General features: G+C 38.5%; 22 protein-coding genes and 4 pseudogenes. 11 read left to right on the top strand and 15 right to left on the bottom strand.

The genetic code is table 11. The features are described from left to right. Positions 1-293: 293 nt before the first annotated feature. A pseudogene (locus tag ACFI4Z_RS01725) lies at positions 294-767 on the bottom strand (DUF2310 family Zn-ribbon-containing protein); the annotation flags it as partial. Between the two features lie 12 nt (positions 768-779). Continuing rightward, the gene (locus tag ACFI4Z_RS01720) at positions 780-1,046 is read right to left on the bottom strand and encodes a hypothetical protein (RefSeq protein ID WP_099295856.1); all 267 of its coding nucleotides are present in this window, start codon (positions 1,044-1,046) and stop codon (positions 780-782) included. A gap of 367 nt (positions 1,047-1,413) precedes the next feature. Here ACFI4Z_RS01720 and ACFI4Z_RS01715 point away from each other — a divergent pair, with 367 nt between their 5' ends. Together ACFI4Z_RS01715 and ACFI4Z_RS01710 are read left to right on the top strand one after the other, a co-directional pair. Next, entirely contained in the window at positions 1,414-2,046 is a 633-nt protein-coding gene (locus ACFI4Z_RS01715; RefSeq protein ID WP_462669066.1) for a GNAT family N-acetyltransferase, read from the top strand. Positions 2,047-2,363: 317 nt separating this feature from the next. Continuing rightward, positions 2,364-2,630: a DksA/TraR family C4-type zinc finger protein gene (locus ACFI4Z_RS01710; RefSeq protein ID WP_099295854.1), complete on the top strand. Its 267-nt coding sequence runs from the start codon at positions 2,364-2,366 to the stop codon at positions 2,628-2,630. A gap of 89 nt (positions 2,631-2,719) precedes the next feature. On the opposite strand, the gene gloA is transcribed toward ACFI4Z_RS01710, so the two are convergent. From gloA to ACFI4Z_RS01685, 5 genes are all read right to left on the bottom strand, one after another. After that, the gene (gloA, locus tag ACFI4Z_RS01705; protein WP_462669065.1) at positions 2,720-3,121 is read right to left on the bottom strand and encodes a lactoylglutathione lyase; all 402 of its coding nucleotides are present in this window, start codon (positions 3,119-3,121) and stop codon (positions 2,720-2,722) included. Positions 3,122-3,175: 54 nt separating this feature from the next. Next, positions 3,176-4,207 carry a serine hydrolase domain-containing protein gene (locus ACFI4Z_RS01700; RefSeq protein WP_462669064.1) on the bottom strand — a complete coding sequence of 344 codons (1,032 nt, stop codon included), beginning with the start codon at positions 4,205-4,207 and terminating at the stop codon, positions 3,176-3,178. A 194-nt stretch (positions 4,208-4,401) separates the two neighbouring features. Then, entirely contained in the window at positions 4,402-5,115 is a 714-nt protein-coding gene (locus ACFI4Z_RS01695; protein WP_462669063.1) for a substrate-binding periplasmic protein, read from the bottom strand. Positions 5,116-5,328: 213 nt separating this feature from the next. Continuing rightward, the gene (locus tag ACFI4Z_RS01690) at positions 5,329-6,102 is read right to left on the bottom strand and encodes a MipA/OmpV family protein (protein ID WP_099295915.1); all 774 of its coding nucleotides are present in this window, start codon (positions 6,100-6,102) and stop codon (positions 5,329-5,331) included. Positions 6,103-6,241: 139 nt separating this feature from the next. Continuing rightward, the gene (locus tag ACFI4Z_RS01685; protein WP_462669062.1) at positions 6,242-8,152 is read right to left on the bottom strand and encodes an aminotransferase class V-fold PLP-dependent enzyme; all 1,911 of its coding nucleotides are present in this window, start codon (positions 8,150-8,152) and stop codon (positions 6,242-6,244) included. A 580-nt stretch (positions 8,153-8,732) separates the two neighbouring features. Between ACFI4Z_RS01685 and ACFI4Z_RS01680 the strand changes: the two genes are divergently transcribed. Together ACFI4Z_RS01680 and ACFI4Z_RS01675 are read left to right on the top strand one after the other, a co-directional pair. Next, a complete protein-coding gene (locus tag ACFI4Z_RS01680; protein ID WP_135474970.1) occupies positions 8,733-9,269 on the top strand; it encodes a MarR family winged helix-turn-helix transcriptional regulator in 537 nt (178 codons plus the stop codon). A 1-nt stretch (position 9,270) separates the two neighbouring features. Next, a complete protein-coding gene (locus tag ACFI4Z_RS01675) occupies positions 9,271-10,125 on the top strand; it encodes a CPBP family intramembrane glutamic endopeptidase (protein ID WP_135474969.1) in 855 nt (284 codons plus the stop codon). A gap of 420 nt (positions 10,126-10,545) precedes the next feature. On the opposite strand, the gene ACFI4Z_RS01670 is transcribed toward ACFI4Z_RS01675, so the two are convergent. From ACFI4Z_RS01670 to ACFI4Z_RS01660, 3 genes are read right to left on the bottom strand one after another with little or no spacing between them, the layout of a single operon-like run. Then, on the bottom strand, positions 10,546-11,472 hold the full coding sequence (locus ACFI4Z_RS01670; protein ID WP_462669061.1) for an MBL fold metallo-hydrolase: 927 nt from the start codon (positions 11,470-11,472) through the stop codon (positions 10,546-10,548). Then, positions 11,469-12,218, bottom strand: a complete 750-nt coding sequence (locus tag ACFI4Z_RS01665) for a hypothetical protein (RefSeq protein WP_462669060.1) — start codon at positions 12,216-12,218, stop codon at positions 11,469-11,471. Before ACFI4Z_RS01665 ends, ACFI4Z_RS01670 begins: the two co-directional genes overlap by 4 nt. Continuing rightward, on the bottom strand, positions 12,208-13,227 hold the full coding sequence (locus ACFI4Z_RS01660; RefSeq protein ID WP_462669059.1) for an NADP-dependent oxidoreductase: 1,020 nt from the start codon (positions 13,225-13,227) through the stop codon (positions 12,208-12,210). Before ACFI4Z_RS01660 ends, ACFI4Z_RS01665 begins: the two co-directional genes overlap by 11 nt. Positions 13,228-13,335: 108 nt before the next feature. On the opposite strand from ACFI4Z_RS01660, the gene ACFI4Z_RS01655 reads away from it, so the two are divergent. Continuing rightward, the gene (locus tag ACFI4Z_RS01655) at positions 13,336-14,232 is read left to right on the top strand and encodes a LysR family transcriptional regulator (protein ID WP_462669058.1); all 897 of its coding nucleotides are present in this window, start codon (positions 13,336-13,338) and stop codon (positions 14,230-14,232) included. 270 nt (positions 14,233-14,502) lie between these two features. Here the strand turns inward: ACFI4Z_RS01655 and ACFI4Z_RS01650 are convergent, their stop codons facing one another. Then, the gene (locus ACFI4Z_RS01650) at positions 14,503-15,552 is read right to left on the bottom strand and encodes a helix-turn-helix domain-containing protein (protein ID WP_462669057.1); all 1,050 of its coding nucleotides are present in this window, start codon (positions 15,550-15,552) and stop codon (positions 14,503-14,505) included. A gap of 164 nt (positions 15,553-15,716) precedes the next feature. Between ACFI4Z_RS01650 and ACFI4Z_RS01645 the strand changes: the two genes are divergently transcribed. After that, positions 15,717-16,235 carry a hypothetical protein gene (locus ACFI4Z_RS01645; protein ID WP_462669056.1) on the top strand — a complete coding sequence of 173 codons (519 nt, stop codon included), beginning with the start codon at positions 15,717-15,719 and terminating at the stop codon, positions 16,233-16,235. Between the two features lie 424 nt (positions 16,236-16,659). Here ACFI4Z_RS01645 and ACFI4Z_RS01640 read toward each other — a convergent pair. Next, positions 16,660-16,901 (bottom strand): annotated as a pseudogene (locus ACFI4Z_RS01640) (endonuclease III); the annotation flags it as partial. 236 nt (positions 16,902-17,137) lie between these two features. Here ACFI4Z_RS01640 and ACFI4Z_RS01635 point away from each other — a divergent pair. Both ACFI4Z_RS01635 and ACFI4Z_RS01630 read left to right on the top strand, forming a co-directional pair. After that, positions 17,138-17,857 (top strand): helix-turn-helix transcriptional regulator, encoded by a 720-nt coding sequence (locus ACFI4Z_RS01635; RefSeq protein ID WP_462669055.1) that lies wholly within the window; start codon positions 17,138-17,140, stop codon positions 17,855-17,857. Further along, on the top strand, positions 17,854-18,870 hold the full coding sequence (locus tag ACFI4Z_RS01630) for a serine hydrolase domain-containing protein (protein WP_462669054.1): 1,017 nt from the start codon (positions 17,854-17,856) through the stop codon (positions 18,868-18,870). The genes ACFI4Z_RS01635 and ACFI4Z_RS01630 overlap by 4 nt, the downstream gene beginning before the upstream one ends. A 183-nt stretch (positions 18,871-19,053) precedes the next feature. Here the strand turns inward: ACFI4Z_RS01630 and ACFI4Z_RS01625 are convergent. After that, positions 19,054-19,259: pseudogene (locus ACFI4Z_RS01625) on the bottom strand (endonuclease III); the annotation flags it as partial. 194 nt (positions 19,260-19,453) lie between these two features. Here ACFI4Z_RS01625 and ACFI4Z_RS01620 point away from each other — a divergent pair. From ACFI4Z_RS01620 to ACFI4Z_RS01610, 3 genes are all read left to right on the top strand, one after another. Beyond that, positions 19,454-19,930: an RNA polymerase sigma factor gene (locus ACFI4Z_RS01620; protein ID WP_099295841.1), complete on the top strand. Its 477-nt coding sequence runs from the start codon at positions 19,454-19,456 to the stop codon at positions 19,928-19,930. A gap of 1 nt (position 19,931) precedes the next feature. Continuing rightward, on the top strand, positions 19,932-20,528 hold the full coding sequence (locus ACFI4Z_RS01615) for a hypothetical protein (RefSeq protein WP_462669053.1): 597 nt from the start codon (positions 19,932-19,934) through the stop codon (positions 20,526-20,528). A gap of 125 nt (positions 20,529-20,653) precedes the next feature. Further along, a complete protein-coding gene (locus ACFI4Z_RS01610; RefSeq protein ID WP_462669052.1) occupies positions 20,654-22,057 on the top strand; it encodes a serine hydrolase in 1,404 nt (467 codons plus the stop codon). 62 nt (positions 22,058-22,119) lie between these two features. On the opposite strand, the pseudogene ACFI4Z_RS01605 reads toward ACFI4Z_RS01610, so the two are convergent. Together ACFI4Z_RS01605 and ACFI4Z_RS01600 are read right to left on the bottom strand one after the other, a co-directional pair. Next, a pseudogene (locus tag ACFI4Z_RS01605) lies at positions 22,120-22,367 on the bottom strand (endonuclease III); the annotation flags it as partial. Between the two features lie 79 nt (positions 22,368-22,446). Continuing rightward, positions 22,447-23,175 carry a hypothetical protein gene (locus ACFI4Z_RS01600; protein WP_462669051.1) on the bottom strand — a complete coding sequence of 243 codons (729 nt, stop codon included), beginning with the start codon at positions 23,173-23,175 and terminating at the stop codon, positions 22,447-22,449. Positions 23,176-23,380: the final 205 nt, after the last annotated feature.

Here is a 23,380-nt window from a genome sequence, read left to right as displayed (position 1 = left end):
GAACCCCAAGTGAGAGTATTGAGCACTTAGAAGGTTTCATAATAGTGTTTATTTTCACTATTAGTGACAAATTCCTTACACAATAGTGAAAAAAAGCACTATTAAAGATTACCTAAACTTAGCATTTTCTGTTTCTAGCTGATCGGCATACTTTTCAAAATACTGAAGTATATAACGATAAAAATTAAAGTTGACTGAGGTAAATCTAGAAGGGTAAATTTACAAGTAACTATGGGTCTAAAATTCTGAAAAATAGTTTTCTACATTCAATGTCTAAGTAATGATCCAGCATTATCGCATGCTTGCCAATCTTCTTGCCATTTAATAAGGGTTTTATAATCCCCGTTTGCAATGGCTGGAATATTAAATAACGGAATAGGTAAAAAGTCATCACCACAATAAAGCGGGCTACATGTGTGAACATACGTGGTATATAATATATATGACGAAGGTTCATGACATGCATCAGCGCCGTTAGAGTGAATATCTTGCCCTATTACTTTTACTTTTGGTGCCAATAAGCCAGCATCATGTAACTTATCAATACTGTGTTTGACAAATGGACTGTGATTTAACGGATGCATTGCGTCATCAGTTGGGCACATTACCCGAGTAATAAAATAACCATCTTTTAAAACGGTAGGGAATTCTTCCCCCATTATTTGACCATTAAAGCGCAAAGCATTTACTAAACGAATTATAGCTTGCTCAGCATTTTCAAGGGTCGTATCTTGGTAGCAGTCAAATGTTAAATCAACAACAAACATGGCATAGTCCAATTAATTTTTGTTAAGTAAGGCTAACAATGTATCTAGTTTAGCTTCAATGCGATCAAGTTGTTTTTGGTCTGCACAAGGGTTGTTTTGTTCAGTAGGTTGTTTTGTCAGGCTATGAATTGAATCAGGGTTATTCTTGTATTGACTAACAGCAGCAATTATAACCGGCATCGGAACAGGTTGAGTTAACCTATTTTTAGTCAATGCAACAGTGGGAGTTTTGCCTTCTTCAAGAAGGGCTTTTATAGCATCAAGAACAACTGAATTCATGTAATTAAAAGACTCTTAGGTTTGTATGAGGCGCAGTAGTGCGTGCATGTGCATAGTATCAATTTACTTATGTGTGCTCAATGTTGACAGCATGGCAACACAAGCGTAAACATGGTGCACTTTTGCAGTTTAACTCCCGCTGAATTTGCGTTTTGTTACAGATCGGAATATACCTATAAGTAACAACATAAAAATAATCAATAATGCCAATACCAATTATAGTGAAAGAGTGATCGCGTCCTACGGCAAAAAAGTAACTATTATAAAGCCACTTTATTCGGTGACTTTAAATATATAAATAGCTGTTTGGACATCTCACTCATAAATCGAGTTCGCTTTAACGAAATTGGTACAGTAAGGATAACTTATGACAACTATCACGCCAGACGATGTATATAACGTACAGTATATTGCTGCTGAAGACATTAGCATTGCAGCAAGTTTAATTTATCAAGCGTACCATGATGATCCAATACTGCAGAAAATGCTTAACTACTCAGAAGATGAGTTGGCAGCCTATGAGAAAAAATTACGAGCGTTAATACGTGAAGAGCTAAGTACATTTTGGCAGGAAAAACAACCGCTCATTGGTTTGTACAAGAATAACAGGCTTAAAGCTGTCGCGTGTGTATTTGAATCAAGCAGCCAACTGCAGGCACAGCGGTATTGGCACTGGCGTTTAAAATTGATGTTAAGCGCGGGTTATTTACAGACAAACCAATTGATTGAAAAAGAACAAACCATTCGTGATGCACTCAAACAGCAAGGGAATTACTATTTTTTAGCCTTTATTGCCGTTGACCCTCATTTTCAAGGAGAGGGGCTTGGTCGCTATTTATTACGTGGCCTTGATGATTTAGTAAAAAGTAATGCTCAGGCAACAGGCATGGCTGTATTTGTGACCCAAGAACAGCACATTAATTTTTTCCAAACGGAAGGGTTTGAAATACTAAAAAAACTAACATTTAATAACGTTGAGGGAGAGTTACTGTTTAAGTAACAATTGTTTTTTAGAAAAGCTTATCTGCCACAATTACAGATTTGTTATAAAAGCTAGTAGGCTTTGATTTGTATGATGAGAAAGTTATAACACGATTTCATATTTACCTTGTGATAAGTGAAAATCAAAAAATGAGTAACGTATGGCTTTAAAGGTATAATTCTTTAGCGACTTTCTCATTGCAAGTTGTTTTAATTGTCATACCTTTCTACAAGTCACATTGTTAAGTTTGTTATTTCGGACAATTTATATTCAGTAATTATAAACATTCCATTTGTTAGCCTTAACCCGAATATCCAACTTTATTAGGAGGATTTATGGCAAGTGGATGGGCACGCGATGGTGCAATTCAAGAACAAATTGACGCAAGTGTTAATGACGCTGTGCAGTATGCTAGAAGTAATTTAGTTTCTGGAGCCAGTGCCGAGCTATGTGAAGAATGTGATGAACCAATACCACAGGCGCGAAGAATTGCGTTACCAGGGGTTAAGTATTGTGTAAGCTGCCAAGCTGGTTTAGAGGGTAAAGGCGCGCTTTCTAAAGGGCTTAATCGGCGTGGCAGTAAAGACAGTCAGTTACGATAAAAAGGTGCATACAGCACCTTTTTTAATATCGTATTAGAGTTGAGCTTAGATAATTAAAAAGGGGTTAGTAAACCTATTAAATAAATTTACTAAAATTTATTCATATTCTCTTTTTTCTGAATAAGTTCAATTGAGTAGCCATCTGGATCTTTTACAAACGCAATTTCTGTTGTGCCACCTTTTACTGGGCCTGGTTCACGGCTAACGTTACCACCAGCGCCCTTAATATCTTCACAGGCTTTATAAATATCATCAAACTCAATGGCGATATGACCATAGGCATTACCTAAATCGTAGCTGTCGGTATCCCAGTTATAGGTCAGTTCAAGTACTGTCGTGTCAGTTTCATCACCGTAGCCTAAAAAAGCGAGGGTGTAGCGGTACTCTTCGTTATCAGCACGGCGTAACTCTTTCATACCGAGCACTTGAGTATAAAACGCAATTGATTTATCTAGATCAGCAACCCGTAACATGGTGTGTAGTAAACGCATTTAAACCCTCTTAAAATTCACATAAATTTTGATAACGCAGCTACTTTGTAACGACTACTGCTGCGCTGTTAAAATATCAATAATCCGATTATAAATTATTTCTGTGAGCATCACAGTATCATCGCCATTAGTATTTATAAACTGTACAACGACTGTATCGATATCCTTATAATAACGAGCAATGCTTGAATACCCTAATACCCAACCCGTGTGTTCATACTTATAAAGCGATGTATACAAAGCTTGCTCTTGTTCGTCGAAAAAAGTGCCTTTGTTTAAAGCAATAAGAAAGTCGCCCACATCTTGTGCGGTTGCCACATAGCCTTGATCGAGTGCTTTAAAATCATTCTCATAACCTACGTAGTAACCACTCATTAAATCTACTAAATTAATTTCATGCACTGATGAAAACGTGTTCGTTAGGCCCAGTGGCGTTAAAATCTCATCTTTAATATATTGGTTGTGATCATAACCCAGTACGTTAGACATAATTTTTCGCAGCAACAAATAATTAGTATTAGAATAGCCATAATCAGCATCAGGGCTAAAGTCCGCGGGTTTATCGAGCACTAATGCAAGTGGATCAGGGTAGGTGATTGACCAATCAAAATTATCGGTGTCTGTGTAATTGGGTATGCCACTTCTGTGCTTTACCATCATTCGCAATGTAATTTTATCTGCGTTTTCAATGCGACCAATTAATGATGGAAGATAGTCAGCCAGTGTTTTATCTACATCAATACGTCCAATGGCTGCAAGCTTAGTTAAAGCCGCTGCGTCATAAAGCTTTCGGATACTGCCTATTTTAAATAGTGCAGATGGATAAGCTGGGATGGCAAGTTGCCTATTATGCCAACCTTGGGCATAAAGTTGAGGCTTTTCACCTTGCTTATGAACGTAAACAATGATGCCATCCAAACCTTGCTCTACAGCCTGCGCTGCCTGCTGTTCAATTGAAGTAGGCAATGGGTAGAAGTAATACACAGCAAACTTCCATGGCGCGAAAAAGTAAATACTCATAATAGTAACAACGGCAGCAGCTATACGCATAAGTGTAATTGCTTTTTTACTTTTTAATTTATTCATGGCGATTTTTCACTGAGTTTGGTTAGATTTACATACTTAAAAAAGTGTATGTTGTCTGATTTAAAGCACGTATCTAGGTTGAGTTACCCATTCAACTGCAAATATTAACTTTGAATATATGTATGAAGGTACTCGAACATAAATGAATATTTATAAAATATCAACTCATAGTGAGTACTTTATATATAACGCTTTTAAAGCAACGCTGGTGGGGTTATTTGACGGTCTATATGCTGGTTAATTGTATCCATAATATGTGGAGCATTCTTTACCTGTTTATTTAAATATAAATAGACGGGAAACTCATCAATTTTATAAAATGTCAGCTTTAAATCAGCATGTTTTGCTTGTTCAACGCGAGTAGGTGATTCATAACCCAAAACACAATCAGCTCTTTTGTATTTAAGTGCCTTTACTGCACTATCATGATTTTGCGCGTGAAGCTCTATATTATAGCCGCTTTGCTCATTAATTTGTTTTTGTGTGCCATAGGTATACCCAGACAATAAAATTAACCTGAGTTGCTTTAGATCATTTAATTCTTTTATGTTTAGTGAATCATCTAAACATACAGCTCCTAATACAATCCGGTAGATTGGCAAGTTACTTTTCAAAAAATTATTAGGCGTAGAAATAAAGCTTTCGATTACTGTAGAAAAATCGACTCTACCTTGTGTGATGTATAACTTAGCTCTTTTATTGGGCAGTTCTACGGCGGAATATGTTAACTTTGCATCATTAAATATGTACTTAACTTGTTGCGCAATAACACCTGCTACATTTTCGTTTTCACTGTAATGGTAGGGTGCAAAATTTACATATCCCCACGTTAAAGAGCGTGAATCATTAGTTGCAAAAGCCGCCGGATTAAAGAAGAACAACATTGCAATCAAGTATAAGCGATTCATGATAATTATGAGCACCTTTAAGAGTAATGGAACCGTTGTTCAATAATTACATAAATTCCCAATAACGCAAACATGATGAATAATATAATTAACGGTTAACTTAGTTTGACATTGCCAAAGCTAACACTCTGTTTTAATTACTGCTTAGTGCAAAATCAGGTGAAACCTTAGGGTAACAAGGTTACTCCTAAAGTGAGTTTTTAGCACTCACGCTTAAAAAAAGCGCGAGAACAATAAGCGTAGTGACAAACTATTGTCAGTATCAACCAGTGGGCTGTCAGTTATACTTGAATCACTTAATGTATAATCAACACTTAAACGAGTGAATCCGTCAAAGAATATTGGTGTCGCAACTGAAAAACCGATCGTCGTGTTTAAAGCGCTGTCAGCTTTATAAGCCGGTCTTAACGTTGTTGCCTCATAATCTCTCACGCCATAGTAATAATTCACATGATTAGCATCAAGATAACTAACTGAAATTGTAGGCTCATAAAAAATAGGACCGCTTTTAAATGCACGCCCAAGTGATGCTTTTAGCTCGTAGCCATTGGATTTATTAAGTACGTCAAACATAGACGATAAACCTACATTCCAATCATTACGCTCATACTTAACTCCCAAACCAGCATCAAATGAAAAGTCTCTTTCGTCCATTCCAATAAAAACATCGCTGTCTGAGCTATCAAAACCTTGAAATCGAGGTGACGCCTGAGCTGATAACTTAATCCCATCTTGGTTCAATACATCATAGCTAACAAAAGGGCCCAATACAGAGAGCCTATCACCTCTATACCCTAATATTGGTAAAGGAATAACCCGTCGGTCATATCCTTTATAAAGTTCTTGCTTAACACCTAAGCCAAAGCCATATAAAAAACCTTTTGGTTCTAGACGTTTTCGTACTTCTCCTCGATCATCAGCGAGAACGGGTGTAGTAAGGCACAGGGCTAGAGTCCCAAAAGTAAATAAACTAATATTTTTGTACATTGTAAATTTCATAAAAAATTTTTTATTGTTATACCTACGTACCAAACGATTTTTTAGCTTACTTTTTACTCTAAAAATTAAACTGCTATAGACGCAGCAGCAATGAAACAGACATTGCTGCTGGAATAATTGAGGTGATTTATTTGTTTGACTTGGCCTTTAAAACATAAATCTCGCCGTCGAAACTGCCTTGAATCGTCAACCCTTGCCCAGCTAACTCTTTTAGATATTCTATATGCTCCTCAGTGATATGCTGACCAGGAACTAAAAGCGGAATACCTGGCGGGTAGGGGGTGACTAGCCCTGCACAAATGCGATTGTTGCTTTTGCTAATGGGTACTGACTCACGCTCGCCATAAAAAGCGTCACTTGGAATACACGCCAGATCTATTGCGGGTAAACTCTCTGGTAAGCGAGAGCGCCTGGTCGATGTTGCCAACTTCACTTTACCACTGTCGAGCTTTTTCAATGCATTATATAAACGAATAATCTTCGAACGTGTGCCGCCTAGTGTCAGCAATACCAAAATAGTACTGTGCGTGTACTTTTCTATTTCGAGGCCTATTTCATCCAGCAAAAATTTATGAATATCTTTTAATGAATAAGGCAACTGACTAATATCGATGAGAATTTTCAACGGATCATGACCCATGTTGTCACCACTAAAGTGTGGGAATATGTTCATAAAGTCTTGCTTACCTAACACTTTAATATGCTTGAGTGACGCCATCTGTTGTTTAAATTCTTCTACGTGGTTTAACAAAGCATTAAGTAACTTATAGCCTTCCATCTCCAACTGCTTTTGGCATACATCAAGCGATGCGATTAACTGATACTTAGGCGATGTGCTGGCGTAAATACTGTAAATCTCTCTAAAGAAATCAGCATCAAAATCGGGATCGTTTACATGAATATAAGACGCCTGAGAAAACGCCGACACTACTTTATGTGCAGAGTGAGTGACATAATCTGCACCGGCATGAATAGCGGAGTAATAGCGCAAACTAGGGTGGAATAATGAATAGGCAAACCACGCTTCGTCGATAAACACTTTAATGCCATGCTGGTGGGCAAACTCCACGACTTGTTTTAGATCACTCAATAAACCATCGTATGTGCAGCCCGTGAGTACCAATAGTTTTGCGTCGGTATTTTGTTCAATCGCTTGTTTAATATCGGCCAATGACGGTGGTGCAAAAATGCCATATTTAGGGTTTAACACACTCGATAAATAAATAGGGAAGCTGGCCGATTGCAAAATGCCATAATGCACAGATTTATGACAGTTGCGGTCGATGATCACTTTGTCACCCTTGCGTAGTAATGTCTGCAAGATGATTTTATTTGAAGTTGATGACCCATTGGTAACAAAGTAAGTATGCTTTACTTCAAATGTAGCCGCAGCGGACTCTTGGGCACGGCCAATTGTGTTGGTGCTGTCGGATAATGAACCTAATGAATCAACGGATACAGACAGGTCTCCAACGAAAACATTGCGACCATAAAATTGGTAAAAATCTTTGATGTAAGGTGAGTTTCTAAAGCTAGAACCACCACTGTGACCCGGTGTATGCCACGAGTCGTTTGATTCACCCACATAACGACGATACGCTGTCCAAAATGGCGTTTCCGACCGGTCATCAAAGTCATTGATCATATACCCTAAAATAGCTTCAGGGTCTGAAATCACTTCATCTTTAAAAAAGAAAGACTCGATTTCTTCTGATTCGTTTACAATTTCCAGCCCATTAGTATCGTCGCCGATAACGTATACCGGCAATTCTAAGCGAACAGCCTTCAATTGTTCAATAAATCGACTACAAGTGCGTTCACCGACCTTGTTGTGTACATCCCAACTAAGTACGACAGCCTGAATATCACCATCTTCTTCAACACAACCTAACGCGTGTTTTAGTTCAAGGCTTTCAATGATATCGATTTGAATATCATCTCGCTCAAAATTAGCAATTGTTTTGGAAAGATTCGCAGAAAGCTCTTGCAAAGTGGTTGGCTCTTGCTCTATCAGTAATATTCGAAGTAAAGGTAACATGGGGTGTCGCAATTAAATTTTATAATACTCAGTAGCATAACCAAAGCATTGACACTTGTGAAATTAATAGCTTGAAAATGTTTTAATAATTGCTCTTAAAAAACCTATCAGTATAAAGAACATGTATTTAAATTGATTTTCCAGAGATTGAAAGATGAGTTTACTCTGTTCTATCCTTGAACTCATACAAGTCTTCATTAATACAGCTGCCACATATAGGTATACGGGCGTTATACACACGTAGCGCTTGTTTACTTTTAACCTGTGGTGCGCATCAACGTTAAACTCTTTAGGAAAACTTTTCGAGTTTTAGCACACCCACATTTTTACCAAGGCAAACTTGGTACGGTTTGATACACGGTTAATAAGGTCGTCTTAGGGAATGGTCGATTAGACATAAGATTTTAAAACTAGAAAGTGAAGTTTACCTCAAGTTTGCATATTTGAGGCGCATGGAACTGTGTGAATTTAAATAATGTTACAAATAGTTCCTTGCATGACATGTAATACCTACCTATATTAGCAATAACTTTCGCAAGTGCTTGCGGATATTTATGATTTGAATAAGAGAATTAAATTCATGACTAAAGAATCACATTTTAGTAATCAAATAAGATCGAATTATGCTTTTATGGCAAAGTCTGTTTTTGATTTACATTGCCTTATACAAAGCCAGTCTGAAGAGTTATATACTGAAAAAGAAATGGGTTTTCCTGTTTTTGCTTCATCTACATTGTTGTTTTTATCTAATGTAGAGAGCGCATCTATTATGCAAATCTCCCAAGGACTAAATTTGTCTCATCAGTTGGTTTCTCAGCGGTTAAAAATAATGCTCAAGCTAGAATTAGTTGAAGGCATCAAAGATGGTAATGACAAGCGAAGAACCTTGTATCACTTGACGCCTAAAGGGCAAGAAAAATCTGAGATACTAAATTTGTATTGTTTGGACGCTGAGCAAGCATTTAAAGACTTGTCTAACGAAGTAGGAGTAGATATTCAAAGTGTGCTTAATTCAGCAATAACAGCACTTCAAAACCAATCTTTTGGCAAGCGTTTTCCTGAACACTTACAATCATATAAGCAACGAGTTGCTTTAAAAAAAGATGAGAACGCCTAATATGAACGCGACTAAAAACACCTATATTACACTCGCCACATTTTTGGCCTTCGTTATTGCTTTTTACTTCCTAGGATTTTGGCTGATATTTAGAATGGGGCAAGCAACGCCCCTTATGTTGTCAGTAGGAGCTGCTACGATTTTAACTTGTTTAGTGAGAAAGAAGAGCTTATCTGAGCTGGGTTGGAAATGGGGGAGTTGGAAAGTTCAATGGAAAAGCTACCTAATACCCTTTGCTATTGCGTCAGTGGCTTATTTACTTATTTGGTCTTTGGGGGGCGGTGAATTATACAACAGTGAATTCTTAGCGGACAAAAAGCAAAGCTATAACTTAAGCGAATGGAATGATTTAAGTATATTTCTTTTTCATTTGATTTTAGTCGCATGTATCAGCTTCATAATGTCAATTCCGTCTATTTTAGGTGAAGAAATTGGATGGAGAGGGCTATTAGTTCCTGAGCTTTCTAAAATCACATCATTTACAGGGGTCGCGTTAGTAAGTGGCATACTTTGGTCTGCGTTTCATTGGCCGTTGATTTTTTTAGGGTTGTATGGAAATAGCGATACATCGATTTACTATCAACTATTTTTCTTTACGTTATTCATTATTTCTAGCGGAACTATCATGGCTTATATCCGGTTAAAAACAGACAGTGTCTGGACTGCTGTTATGTATCATGGTGCTTCTAATATATTTATTCAGAAAATTTTTACGCCGATTACCATTACAAACGAGAACTCAAGTTATTACATTGATGAATTTGGGGCTGTATTAGCGTTGGTTGCCTCCGTTGTTGCGTTTGTCTATTGGAGAAAAGGGGTAAAGGAGTTTTCTTCATTAGCTCAAAAAACATAATGCCCTGTTGAGGGATATACTAATCAAAGCATCAATTGAGTAAACATAAAACATTATTCAGTTTTGCCTTTAAACTCACATCACTATTTAACAATACATGAGTCGCTTTTAGGTTTGCGAGCAGTCTTTACAAAGCGGCCATGTATGATTTAAAGGTATTGTACGTCTACTTTAAACTTTGCTGGCACAACGTTAAGAGGCTTTTTTCAACCTGTTAAACATTTTTACCCATTGTAATAGCCCGATTGCTCACACGGAATATACGTGTATCTTCAGCTATTGTCGGGCAGCCAAAAGATAACAACAGTAGATTGTGGAATGCTCGTGCTTGGCGGTTTGAAACGAATTCCAGTTACTCAAATTCACCCAGTCGAATGATTTTAGCAATAGGGCTTGAGCAATCAATAACTTAGCTTGGCATCAATCGATTGGATAAACAATAAAGTGGTCTGTAACCACCCGTGATGGTGAATTTCTGCTCTGCATTATTTCATTTAGCAGGCTAAGATCTTTAACGGACATAGGTAGCGCTGCTTCTTCTGGCTGATAGGTCGTTCCCATTTCATAATCTTGTCCTGGGGTATTCTTCATTTCAATATGCGTACCCATTAATGCCGATATGACATTATTTTGCGAAAAATCAGTTAGCCGGGCTATGCTATTACGAAATGCTTCCCAGTCTTTCACATACAAGCGACCCGGATAAAGACTATCGCCTGTAAGTAGCCACTTGGTTTCACTGTCATATACCGCTATTGCATCTGACTTGTGTCCTGGTAGTGCAATAATAGTGAGGTGACGATTCCCTAATTCAACATTAGCATGAACGTTCGGCCAATTGTTGCCGTGCAATCTGAATGCTTGCTTGACCGACTCCAAGTTCGGCTTGATCAGGGATACATTAGGTTGATTTAGAAACTGACTATCACCTGCAATGTGATCTCCGTGCCCATGTGAATGAGCAACTAACCAAGATAAATTGTCGTAACTCGGCCTTCTTTGTTCAGCTAACTTGTTGATGATGGATTCAATGGTTCGAAACAATGGAAATGTAACTTGATCTGATGTCGCTCCAGTATCGAGTACAAAAACTTTGTTCTTACCGAATAATAAGTAAATAAAGGGGGCTTCGTAGTGGCTACATTTGCTTTGCCTGAGTATATAGGTTGTATCTGAAAACTGATAAACTTCTATGGACGGATCACTATTACCCTCACACATTGGTGAACCGTGAATCCATGTGTGTTTTACAAGTTTAGCCATTCGTTTATCAAAATCGTTTTCTCTTGCTAATGAATTGTTCGCAGAAAATAAAGCAATTGAAAGCAGTACAAATATTAGCTTCATTTGGCAAAATCCCTTATTTCAAAGTACAACACTTCCATCGACTGACATTGCTTTATTTTAGAATACAACGTACCAATATCAGGCATTGATTCGGACTGATTCACTAAGCTATTAGCAAGGCATTGATGACCAAACACGATTGCGTCAAACGATGGCGCAGCTTGAATAGGATGGATAAGCAGTTGCTTGTTATCTGGTCCTGTATCCAAAACATGCCACTCTATTTGACTTGGTTTTCCAGCGGTACGCAAAGTTGTTAGTGGCCGCTTGTATATTTGACGGACAAATGTGAAGTTTTTGTCCTTCAGCCATTTCTCACCACCTCGCTCAAAGTGACCAAGGTAAAACTGAGTGTCTATCTCAAAAGATTGACCGTCGATAAGTGTATTTAAGTCAAACGTTGCTGGCAGCAGCGTTATCATGTTTTCCACATAGTGCGCGTGTGTCGTTTTATTTGTTTGCGTTAAGCGTGCGATCAATTGCTGGCGATGTGTACTTTCTACTTCATAAATAAGTTGGTAATCGTGAGGCGCTTGATATAAAGGTAAGTGACTGGCAAAGAGACGCTTGCCATTAGTAAACAACACCATGCCATGAGAACCTACTCGTGTATGTTTTTCATGTAGGTCATGTTTATTAAGGGAAGTTTGTGCATCTAAAGTCATGCTTGTTAATATTAACAATGTGAAAAGGATGTGCGTTATGTTTTTCATGGCTGGTACACTTAATACGTTATTATACAACATGAACTATTGCCTTTCCGGTGTTTTGCCCTTCAAATAACCCAGCCAATGTATCCGGCAGATATTCAAAACCGCAGACCTCTGTGGACTTGAACTCTATTTCACCCGTTTTGATCCAAGGGGCAACATGCTCGATCATTTCTGCCATACGGTGAGTAAAATCACGTGCCAATATTCCTTGCACAGAAGCTCGTTTATACAAAAGCTGATGTAAAAAACGAGGCCCCACTTCAGGGGTATCCAGACCGCCGTTGTATTGTGAAATTTGGCCGCAAACAACAACACGGGCCCTCAGATTCAGACTGGTCAACGCTGCATCTGTTATCATGCCCCCAACATTATCAAAGTACACGTCAACACCACCCAGCTCCAAAAGTTTAGTTTGCAATTGTTGCGCCGAAGAATACGACTTGTAGTTCAGTGCTTCATCGACCCCCATTGTTTTTAACCATTCACATTTTTCTTCAGAACCCGCAATACCGATCACACGGCATCCAGCTTTAATAGCAAACTGAGTTACGAGCGAGCCAACGGCGCCTGCAGCACCAGATACGAGTACAGTTTCACCGGGTTTGGGTTTGCCAGCTTCCATTAGTCCAAACCACGCAGTTCTGCCTGGCATACCTAAGATCCCCAATGCAGTTTTTACATCGGCTTGTTCAGGATCGATAGTCTGTATTTCATTGCCGTGCACAACAGCATGAGTTTGCCAGCCGATATATCCGCTCACCCAGTCTCCGGGTTGGAAGTTGTCATTGTTTGATTCAAGTACTTTAGCTACAACCGCAGCACCCTGCACAGTGTTTAAAGGGTGAGGTGGTTCCCATGAGTGTGTTGCTGCTTGCTGGATCCGCATGTAAGGGTCAACAGAAATGTATTCAGACTTTATCAGCACCTCATTTTTGGACAATTGGGGGCTAAAATCAGACTCTCTGAGTTCATAGTGCTCTGTGCCTACAAATTCATTAGGTCGTTTTACGTAAAACCATTGCTTCAACTGATAACTGCTCATTTCTATCGCACCTCTTGTATATAATGCGCGAAATTGTTGCATGTAATTTATGTCTCGGTAAGCTATAATTATTTAGTTAATGATTCCAATTTGGAAATGATGAGTTAAATGGATACCGAAGATTTAAACAAATTTCTAATTGTTGCTGAGACATCAAATTTACAAACAGCATCTGAACAGCTCAACATTACAGCAGGAGCGCTTTCAAAAACAATTAAGCGCATTGAAACTAAGCTCAATATACGACTTTTTGACAGGGTTGGCCGAAACATTCGGCTCAATCAACACGGTGAGAAATTTCGTCACTATGCATCACATTTGGTGCATGAAGCAGAGCAAGCAATTAGTGAGTTTAGTGGCGATAGAAATAAAACATTGGTGAAGATGGTCGGGCCTTCATTGTTACTTCAGCACTATATTCCCAAACTTACCTTAGGGTTAAACAAAGAACATTATGATTACAGTGTAGAGTCGGTTTGGGAAGGCCGTGCCATTGCGCAGGTAAATACGGGGCAGGCACATTTAGCTTTGGTAACTCGGTTTGCACTAGAAGAAAGTTCCTACAGAGAGGACCTTGCAAGCATTTACCTTGGTACTTCTGAGTTTAAAGTCGTAGCAGCAGTTCAGCACCCTTTGCTCAAACGCTTTCCAGATGGAGAGGTCACTGTTGAACAGTTGCGTGAATTCGGTTTTGCTTGTCCGAGTGTATCGCCCTTTTGTGGTATCAAAAGAGGCATTGGTTCTGACGGCTGGCGCGACGATAAAGTGCCTCGTACTATCACCTATCGGTGTTCCGAGTTTAGTGTGCTGATGTCCTTGGTTAACAATGGGATTGCACTTGCGTATGTGCCAGACTTTGTTGCCCGTAATGCAGGGTTAGTGATTATCGATGTGGTGGGATGTGAGCACAGTTGCCTAGAGCATATAGAACTTATCTATAAACCGAGCCTAGCGGCTGGTTGGTTACACCGATTTACGGGTTCTATTGCGATTGAAGAGCAATAAGTAGGATTATCCGGTCTTATACTCATAAAAGTATTCAAAAATACAACTGCCGCACTTAGGTTTACGGGGGGGCACTTATAGCGACTGTGCAGAATAAACCAATGGTGCATATCTACTTTAAACTCTTTAGATATCACTTTTCGAACTTTTTTTTACTCCAATATTGTTCTTACCTATGGTAAATCGAGAGCGGTTTGATACGCGGTAAAGTATGGTGATGTTTAAGCGAGATATAAATGTTGAAGAGCGTTTTATTCTAGCAAAAATGACTTATTTGTTTTCTAACTGCTGCTTACGATACTGACCAGGTGTAAAACCAGTAAACTCCTTAAATGCTCGTGTAAATGGAGCGGCGGAAGCAAAACCACTTTCAATTCCAACGACAAGTACAGGCCAGTCACTTTTATCCGGTGCAATCAAAATGGTTTTAGCATATTCAATACGCATTTGATTTACGTAATGGTTAAAGTTTTTAGCATTAAAATGGTTGAGCATTACAGAACGGATACGATATTCGGGCACGTTCAATTCGCGAGCGATGTCAGCAACTCGTAAACTCGATTCCAAATAACGTTTTTCATCAACCAAAATCGCCTGGATTTGTTGGGCTAGTGCGGGTTCCTCCTGAGCAGAGGGCGCTGTGTTCTGTTCTTTTTGATCAAGTTGCTGTTGGCGGAAGAGTATTAATCCATGAGTGCTGATCAGTATGACTAAAAACGCGAAAGTCGAGAGCCAGTCTCGTCCAGTGCCAGCCAATAAATCATTTGGAAGAGTTGCACCTATTAACATGACACTGACAACGCAAAAAATGAATGACGATAGGTAAATAGTTGCCATTTTGCGCTGTAATGCAGTTGAACTACTTAACACCCGATATCCTTCCCAGAAAATAAGAATGAGCATACCCGGGTACAAAATCGAAATTATTTCAGTTAAAACGTTTGTTAATAAGGAAAGCCAAACTGAATGGGCTAGCCACAACTTTTTAGAAAGAAGTAAAAGGTGTTGCAATATTAGACATGCTGAAAGTAACCCAACAAAAATTAGATGGTGACGACTAATAGAGTTATTTTTTCGGAAAAAAGCGCGAGCAAATAGCCAATATGCACTAGAGACGCCAACTCCCAGCATACCGATTAAATGGTGATAAGGTTCCCAAAAGACATTGGTTAACTTGTGTGCGACATACATAGAAGTTGATGCACAGAAAATCGCAAAAACAAAGTGTAAGAGATGCCTTTCTTTTAGGCGAAAATGAAAGATGGCTAATATAAGACTTAGCAAAATTATAATTAATTGGGCTAGATTTAACAGTTCCAACTTTTACTCCCTTTGTTTCTTACGCTATTTTACAGTAACTCAGTTCTTTTTCTATAATCTTCTTGTTTTTGTTCATTTTCGTATATCGATTTTCAAATTTGATGCTCCTCAGGCCTTACGACATGCGAGTATTGAAGCGAAATTTGAACAATAAGGTTATTGCTATGAACAGTAAATCGATCACAAATAACGACAGTGTTATTGCAAGTAGAAGTATTAAAAACGAAGACAATTTAACGCAAAATAACGCGCCATTAGTACCACTATGGCAAACTTGGGGACTTCGAGTATTTTTTGCGGGATTAGTGTTTGTCATTGGTAAATGGCAGTTGATGTCAATTTTACAGGGACCTTTTGAGTGGACATCATGGCGAGGTGTGGGGCATTCGCTTTTATTTACACTTGCTTTATTGGCTATCGGCGGCATGTTTCGCCCAATAGCATTTCTACCGATTATGCTATTTGAAATCGTTTGGAAAGTAGTTTGGTTGGCTGCTGTCGCACTGCCACTATGGATGGCAGGTGAGCCAATTCCGGGCGTTGTAAGTGTAAAAGGATCGCTAATTGGGGTTGGTTTAATCATTATTTGTGTCCCTTGGAAATACGTTTGGTGGAGATATTTTTCACAACCTATTGAGCCATGGAGACGCAAAAAACAGGTGAGTAATAAAAGTAGCAACTAAACAGTGATTAAGGCAGGGGAGGAGATCTATACCCAAGCCTCCTCAAGATGCGAGTTTCAGTTGGAGTTAAAAGCGATTTAGGCAAGGCATTGATTGCAAGTAATAGTGGTTCTATTGTTAAAATCAATAACGCAGTATAAATCGCTTTTAAACCAACCCTCTTGGCGCTTCACAGGAACTTACTTTCATCGTTGTAACTTATTAAAAGGGACTGCCATTCTTGCAAAGTAACGCCTTGATATTAAGCCCCTGTGAAACGCTGAATTCTGCATCTTGAGGTGGTTTGGGTATAATTGTGCTTAAATGAATTACATACTGTGCTCGAACCTACTTATAATTAAGCTCGCTCATCGCTTAAAACAGCATCACGAAAATACAATGCCTTAAATCCGTTTATTGGTTGTTTTAACAACCCTAAGTGGAATTAAGGCTGATCTGTTTTATCCTTGAATTTACACGAATCTTCAATAATACAGTTACCACATTCAGGTTTACGGGTCGAACACATGTAGCAGCGGCCGTGCAAAATCATCTATTCATGTACGCCTACCTTAAATTCAGCGGGCAGGCCTTTTAGTAACTTTTCTTAAAATTTTAAAGCGTTTTGCCCATAGCTAATTTAGTGCGGTTGGAAACGCGGTAAATATCTCTGTCTACGATGGTGGGTCAGTTAGATGGTAAAGAAAGTAGATAAGCACTCTATGTTTAATAAAATCATACCGACTTGTTTAGCGACAAGTCAACGTAATTAGACTCAAGGGAATTTATTTAAAAATAATAAAAGTGTCGTTTAAGCTCACTGTTTCTCTAGTTGGCAGGAAACTGGCGGCTATCTGGCGTGTTGAATATCAATCGAGTTAGTCATACTATCTGCAACTGAAAGACAGGAGTTATAAACAAAGATGAAAGTATGTAAAAATAAAATTGTCACGCTTAGAAAAGAGCATGGATGGTCTCAAAGTACACTTGCAGAAATATCTGGCTTGGGTGAAAGAACCATACAACGAATCGAAAAAGAAGGGGTTTGTTCACTTGAATCTGCTATGGCATTAGCATCTGTATTCGAATTAAGCCCTAAAGAACTACACGTTGACGTTGAGGTAAACCAAATTGATGATGAGGTTGTTCATACTAGAGAAGTAAATTGGGGCGGAGTGATTGGCATGATTGTTTTGTTTCTGTCTGCTTTTTTTATAATTGATTTAACGAGTAAATACCCAAACTGGGAAATGGTAAGCGCTTGCTTAATATTAGGTCTTTCCTTTACTCTTTCTTGTGTCGCACATGGTATTAGAGAAACCTTATCAAGTTTAGCTGCGACGGCGTGGATTATTCGTTTGCCAACGGCCGTACAGGGGGTCAGTAAGAAGATTGCGATAATAAAATCGTTGCGTGATTATGCATACATTGTTGGTATAGTTAGCTCGCTAGTATGTGGATTAACAATAGTTAACCACTCTCAAATTGACCTATTGCACCTTACAAATTACTTCACCTATGCTATTCGACCACTTGTATACGGGATATTGATATCTGAGCTTTGGTTTAGGCCCTTAAAGCACAGACTAGAGCATATACTTAAAGTAAATGCTGTACCTCATAAGGGGGAGAGCAAGTCATGAAAAGAATTTACGTTTTTTGGTTGGTCTTGTTAACTATCACACCTATCACAATAGAGGCAAACACGTTAGAGTCTGAGTTGAATGATAAAGTAGTAAATATTATTGAACAATTTCAAACCCAACATGGGTTTAATGGTTCGATTGCCATAAAACTAAAAGCAAATCCCATTTTTACTTACTCTGTGGGCTACCAAAAGCAAAACACTAAGTTAAACGCAGAGCACTTATTTAGCAGTGGTTCAGTTGGCAAAGAGTTTACAACAGTTGCGCTTTTGAAGTTAATAGATGAAAGCCGTTTGACACTCGATGATCTCATTGGCAAGTATATTCCGACACTTCCACCTTGGGGGCAACAAATCAAAGTTAAGCATTTACTTTCCCATACATCAGGTCTGCCTAAAATTAGCTGGAAAAATAACATCACAACCCAAGATGTCATGGACCAAGTAATGTCTTTGCAAGTTTTAGAATTCCCACCCGGTACTGATTATTTGTATGGCAACATTAATGTGATGTTGCGAGCTAAAATTGTTGAAAACATAACAGGGCAGGAATTCGATAAATATTTAAAAGATCATTTCTTAGACCCGTTAGGAATGACGAATACAATTCAATCAGTAACAATTAATCAATCAAAACAACAGGTTGCTGGTGATTATCCTACGGCCATAAACGGTGTAACAATCTATACTACCGCATCTGATTTATTACTTTGGGAAATGGCACTGCTAGACGGAAAAGCTCTAAATGGGAAGTCGGTTTTGAGGTATATATCCAAACACAAACTGTCGGGAAAACCGAACCACATTGAATATGACTTTGGCCAGTTTTATATGGAAAATGAAAAAATTTCTGCGATTAAACATGATGGCAGTAATCCTTCCCACCATGTGCTGAAGTATACAAATTTGACCTCTCAACTCTCCTTAGTCGTTATGTCCAGTGATGGAAACAAAAACTTACTGTATTTAATAAAAGACGATATAGAGGCACTGTTCCAATCGATTAATTAAGTTTTTAGGTCACTTAACCTGCTTTTGAGCACTTAAATGTTAGCAAGCATTATTAACCTAATTCGGTTTTGATAGCTCTAAATATATAACGTTTATTTCAGATAACAGTGAAACACCTTGCTCAATATAAACGAGATTTAGCTGGTTTGGGTTAGATAGACTGAGTAAATTAGAGTTCCAACTTTACTCAGTCTTATCTTTAAACTCACACAAGTCCTCGATAATACAGCGGCCGTGTACTATCAATCAGTGGTGCACACAACTTTAAACTTTTTAGGTACTCATTTTTCAAGCTTTTTTTCTGCTTCAACAACGTTCTTCCCTATTGCAAACTTTGTACGGTTTAATAAACAAACGATATGAGTGTCGACATCTGCTGTAGGCCAACCAGAAGATAATTAAGGTAGATGAAGTGCTTGGTTTATTTCCTGTATGGTTTTCGACTTAACGTACTTTTGGTGATAACAAGGGACTTTAATAGTGGAGAACGAGTTAATTATAAAAATTTTTATTCACTGTGACACAATCGTGTTTTATCACCGACTAATTAAATATCTAACCAATTGGTAATATGCAAATACAGATGCGAAAACAATTCGAACAAATGATTATCAACAACCAAGGTCGCATACGTTACATTGCTTCCCGATATAGTCATGACGGCGAATTTGACGACATGTATCAGGAAATATTACTGCAGCTTTGGAGAAGTTTCGAGTCGTTTAGCGGCGAGTCGAAACAAGAAACGTGGGTTTTTAAAGTTGCATTGAATACGGCTTGCACATTTGTAAGGGCAGCAGTGAAGCAAAAAGAGATTAAACAGTCTCCATTACACCAATCAATGCAAGCGCTTCAGCCTACGCAGGACAGCTGCCAAGCAGACATCCTTAATCGATTTATGGATGGGCTGAGTGACATAGATGCGAGCTTGCTGATGATGTACTTAGATGGGCTATCTTCGGACGACAGCGCTAAAGTGCTTGGTATTAGTTCCAATGCCGTTAGGTCGCGTATTAAGCGCATTAAAAATGAATTTGAAACCAATTACATAGGAGATTGATATGAAGCTAGATGATTTAAAGCAAGACTGGCAACAAGCCATTGAAACCGAATCAACTCCTGATAATTTAACTGAGGTGATAGACATGATTGAGCAACAAACCACTAAGATTGATAAGGAGATAAAACGTCGCGATTTCCTCGAAATTGGAATTGCAGTATTTCTTATCCCGGTTTGGATATGGGGTCTATTAAATTCGGCAAGTACGATGCAAAGCATTGGTTTAATCATCGCGATTGTCGCTTGCATATACATACCATATCGACTGATATCTGCAAAAAAAGTAAACGCTAAGAAAAGTGACAGCGTTAAGGACTTTTTAGTCCAAGAAAAACAAAAAATTCAGCAACAAAAACAGATGTTGGAGTCGGTTGTATGGTGGTACATAGCACCGCTGACGGTTGCAATTTTACTCATCACATTAGGTGCAAAAGTGAACGAACAAGGTATTCCTCAAATAGCGTCGGGCATGGTTTGGTATTACGCTTGTGTTGGTTTACTGGTTGTGGGTGTGTACTTCTTAAATAAACGCGCAGCCAAAAATAAGTTTGCCCCATTGTTAAAGAACATCGAGCAACGATTGGCAGAAATGAGCTAGCTAACCAAAGCCAGCTCATTCTTTTCTAACTATCTAATTCATAAACCTTTAATGGCGCTTTGAGCGACTTGTTGAGCAAGTCGCTTCGGGCAAATGCGGCCAAAATTGACTAAGGAATTTCGACCATGAACAACAAAGAAACAAACAGCAAACAACAAAGTAATAAGAAAGCTTCTTCTTCGACGATTATTGTCGTCTTGATCACATTAATAATTGCGATAGCCTCTGGTAGCTCATCGGCTGAAAATGCCGAACTAGAAAAGGTGCTTAAACACAAAGTAGAAACTGAAAAACTGAGTGTTGGGATCGCCGTTGCCATCATCGAAAACGGTCAAGTGAGCTTTATTAACGTTGGTGTTGCAAACAAGGAAACGGCTCAAGAAATCGACCAGAACACCTTGTTTGAAATTGGCTCTGTTAGCAAAGTAATGACATCTACGGCACTTGCGACCTTTGTCGACGAAGGGACGTTAAAACTATCCGATCCCGTTCAAAACTATTTGCCTAAGTCAGTCAAGTTACCAATGAAAAATGACAAAGCCATCACGTTTGAGTCTTTGGCAAGTCACCGTTCGGGTTTACCTAGACTTCCAAGCAATATGCAGTTTAGTAACCCGTTAAACCCTTATGTAGATTACACGACAGAAATGATGTACGAGTTTCTTAATCAATACACCTTGCCTCGTGAGGTAGGTGAGTCACCAGAATACTCAAACCTTGCAGTTGGTTTATTAGGACACACGCTTGCTAAAATTGATGATATGAATTACGAGCAAATGTTGATGCAACGTGTTCTAAAGCCATTAAAAATGAAGGATACCTTTGTTGACGTGCCTAAATCTGCGTTGACAAGAAGAAGCAAAGGGCACAACGGAAATCTTGAGACTACCGACTATTGGCAACTACCAGCAATGGCTGGCGCAGGTGCTGTTGTTTCAGATGCTACTGACATGGCACTTTATTTAAAAGCCAATATGCAACAAAACAAGTTAGCATCGGCAATCAAATTGACCCACCAGCCTACGGCCGAATTTGGAAACTCACTTACTAAAGTGGGACTAGGGTGGATCATCCAAGGCACAGCAGACGGTGATGTTTATATGCACAATGGTCAAACTGGCGGATTCGCTTCGTTTATTGGCTTTAATCCTACTTCGCATAAAGGTATCGTCATTTTATCGAACACTTCTATATTAATGGATGAGGTAGGGTACAGATATTTGACAAATTCTTTGGCGTCTTTAAAGCTAACGACGCCTGTAAAAGTGGCTGAAGTAGAGTTAGCAAAACTGATTGGGAGGTATGAACTGGTACCTGGCTTTATATTGTCGATAACTCACGATGGGGATAAGTTATTTGTTCAAGGTACAGGGCAACCAAGACTGCCTCTAACTGCCAACTCAATCAACGAGTTTGTAAATAATGCAGTAAAAGCGAGGATACAATTTGAGCTTGATGCTAATGGCATAGCAACGTCACTTACTATGTATCAAGGTGGTCAAACACTTCCTGGCAAAAAACTAAAATAGAAAGATAGTTAATTGCAGCTCAGAGCTTTTCATTTTGCGCCTTTTTACAAGGCGTCTCTTTCTTACTTGGTTTTATCCTTAAACTCACACAAATCCACAATAATACAAGCGCCACATTTAGGCTTACGAGCAACACAAGTGAAGCGACCGTACAAAATGAGGCAGTGAAGCACATCGACTTTCAATTCTTTCTGTACAACTTTTAGATGTTTCTGTTCAGCCTCTACTACGTTTTACCCATCGCAAATTTAGTGCGATTGGATACGCGGTCGATATGGGTGTCGACAGCTATTGTCGGCCAGCCAAAAGATAATGAAGTAGATAAAATAAGAAAATTAGACTTCACTGATTGAGCCCCTTCATAAAGGAATGTGCTCTGTAGCGTTTAATTAATCTATTATGTTGGAGAGGGAGTATTTGTATTTTTCTTTAAATTTAGGAAGTAAATTCGTTAATTGATTACTTATGTCACTTTCTAAATGGCCAATACTTTTGTGGATTGTATGGTGGATAGTTACCTTACCAAGTTGAACTAAATTAAATTTTTCTTTAAATAGGGGGAGTGTATCTTCATGCTCTAAATAAATTAAATAATCAATTCTGTCTATTTTTAACATTTGTAGCAATGTGGCTGCATTTTCTATCGTAGCGAAATTGAACTTTAGATCTAAGCTTTCAGTCAGATGCTTTGTGCCTTTCGCTGCAAATACGCGATTCTGTTCACTCATTGCCGTGTCGATATCACAAGTTACTTTTTTATTGCAAAGTAAATATAAAATAGCATTACCTAATGGAGGAGTTAATTTTATCAAACTTTCTCTAGTATCTATTGCGTATGATAACCGTGCAACATCAGCTTGAAACATTCCTTTTTCTAATTCCTTCAAACCGCGCCCCGATGGCATAGACACAATCTCTATATCAAAGCCAAGGCTGTTATAAACTTGACTAATTAAAGGCCAATAAAAGTAAGCTTTGGGGTGATTGGGTGATGAAACAGAAAGTTTTTCTTTTTGAGCGGTTACAGTCGGAGTAACTAGAACAGCTATGGGTATTAGCAAATGCGAAAATGATCTAGTTAATTTGCTTGTTAGACTCAACTTTGTGTCACCCCCCATTTTTTTGCCTTTAGAACAATAATCCAACTATTTAAATAATAGGAGACATTCGCTTTTATTGCCAAATTATTTTGTGGCGAGTGTACAAGATTCAAAGCTAGAAAGGGGAGTTAAGTCTTTAGAGTGGAGGCACTTATACAAAACGCTTGAACCAACCATTACTAAATTAAATTAGTCTAATATATCGGTGACGCATTAGACCGAT

It is taken from the genome of Pseudoalteromonas sp. RWi3 (assembly GCF_054960735.1).
The sequence above is the reverse complement of the archived record's forward strand: the minus strand, read 5'-3'. Positions and strand labels throughout refer to the sequence as shown.

Bases quoted from the DNA above. Each gene is read 5' to 3' on its own strand.
- ACFI4Z_RS01720 (WP_099295856.1), bottom strand. From the start codon at position 1,046: ATGAATTCAGTTGTTCTTGATGCTATAAAAGCCCTTCTTGAAGAAGGC.
- ACFI4Z_RS01715 (WP_462669066.1), top strand. From the start codon at position 1,414: ATGACAACTATCACGCCAGACGATGTATATAACGTACAGTATATTGCT.
- ACFI4Z_RS01710 (WP_099295854.1), top strand. From the start codon at position 2,364: ATGGCAAGTGGATGGGCACGCGATGGTGCAATTCAAGAACAAATTGAC.
- gloA (WP_462669065.1), bottom strand. From the start codon at position 3,121: ATGCGTTTACTACACACCATGTTACGGGTTGCTGATCTAGATAAATCA.
- ACFI4Z_RS01700 (WP_462669064.1), bottom strand. From the start codon at position 4,207: ATGAATAAATTAAAAAGTAAAAAAGCAATTACACTTATGCGTATAGCT.
- ACFI4Z_RS01695 (WP_462669063.1), bottom strand. From the start codon at position 5,115: ATGAATCGCTTATACTTGATTGCAATGTTGTTCTTCTTTAATCCGGCG.
- ACFI4Z_RS01690 (WP_099295915.1), bottom strand. From the start codon at position 6,102: ATGTACAAAAATATTAGTTTATTTACTTTTGGGACTCTAGCCCTGTGC.
- ACFI4Z_RS01685 (WP_462669062.1), bottom strand. From the start codon at position 8,152: ATGTTACCTTTACTTCGAATATTACTGATAGAGCAAGAGCCAACCACT.
- ACFI4Z_RS01680 (WP_135474970.1), top strand. From the start codon at position 8,733: ATGACTAAAGAATCACATTTTAGTAATCAAATAAGATCGAATTATGCT.
- ACFI4Z_RS01675 (WP_135474969.1), top strand. From the start codon at position 9,271: ATGAACGCGACTAAAAACACCTATATTACACTCGCCACATTTTTGGCC.
- ACFI4Z_RS01670 (WP_462669061.1), bottom strand. From the start codon at position 11,472: ATGAAGCTAATATTTGTACTGCTTTCAATTGCTTTATTTTCTGCGAAC.
- ACFI4Z_RS01665 (WP_462669060.1), bottom strand. From the start codon at position 12,218: ATGTTGTATAATAACGTATTAAGTGTACCAGCCATGAAAAACATAACG.
- ACFI4Z_RS01660 (WP_462669059.1), bottom strand. From the start codon at position 13,227: ATGAGCAGTTATCAGTTGAAGCAATGGTTTTACGTAAAACGACCTAAT.
- ACFI4Z_RS01655 (WP_462669058.1), top strand. From the start codon at position 13,336: ATGGATACCGAAGATTTAAACAAATTTCTAATTGTTGCTGAGACATCA.
- ACFI4Z_RS01645 (WP_462669056.1), top strand. From the start codon at position 15,717: ATGAACAGTAAATCGATCACAAATAACGACAGTGTTATTGCAAGTAGA.
- ACFI4Z_RS01635 (WP_462669055.1), top strand. From the start codon at position 17,138: ATGAAAGTATGTAAAAATAAAATTGTCACGCTTAGAAAAGAGCATGGA.
- ACFI4Z_RS01630 (WP_462669054.1), top strand. From the start codon at position 17,854: ATGAAAAGAATTTACGTTTTTTGGTTGGTCTTGTTAACTATCACACCT.
- ACFI4Z_RS01620 (WP_099295841.1), top strand. From the start codon at position 19,454: ATGCGAAAACAATTCGAACAAATGATTATCAACAACCAAGGTCGCATA.
- ACFI4Z_RS01615 (WP_462669053.1), top strand. From the start codon at position 19,932: ATGAAGCTAGATGATTTAAAGCAAGACTGGCAACAAGCCATTGAAACC.
- ACFI4Z_RS01610 (WP_462669052.1), top strand. From the start codon at position 20,654: ATGAACAACAAAGAAACAAACAGCAAACAACAAAGTAATAAGAAAGCT.
- ACFI4Z_RS01600 (WP_462669051.1), bottom strand. From the start codon at position 23,175: ATGGGGGGTGACACAAAGTTGAGTCTAACAAGCAAATTAACTAGATCA.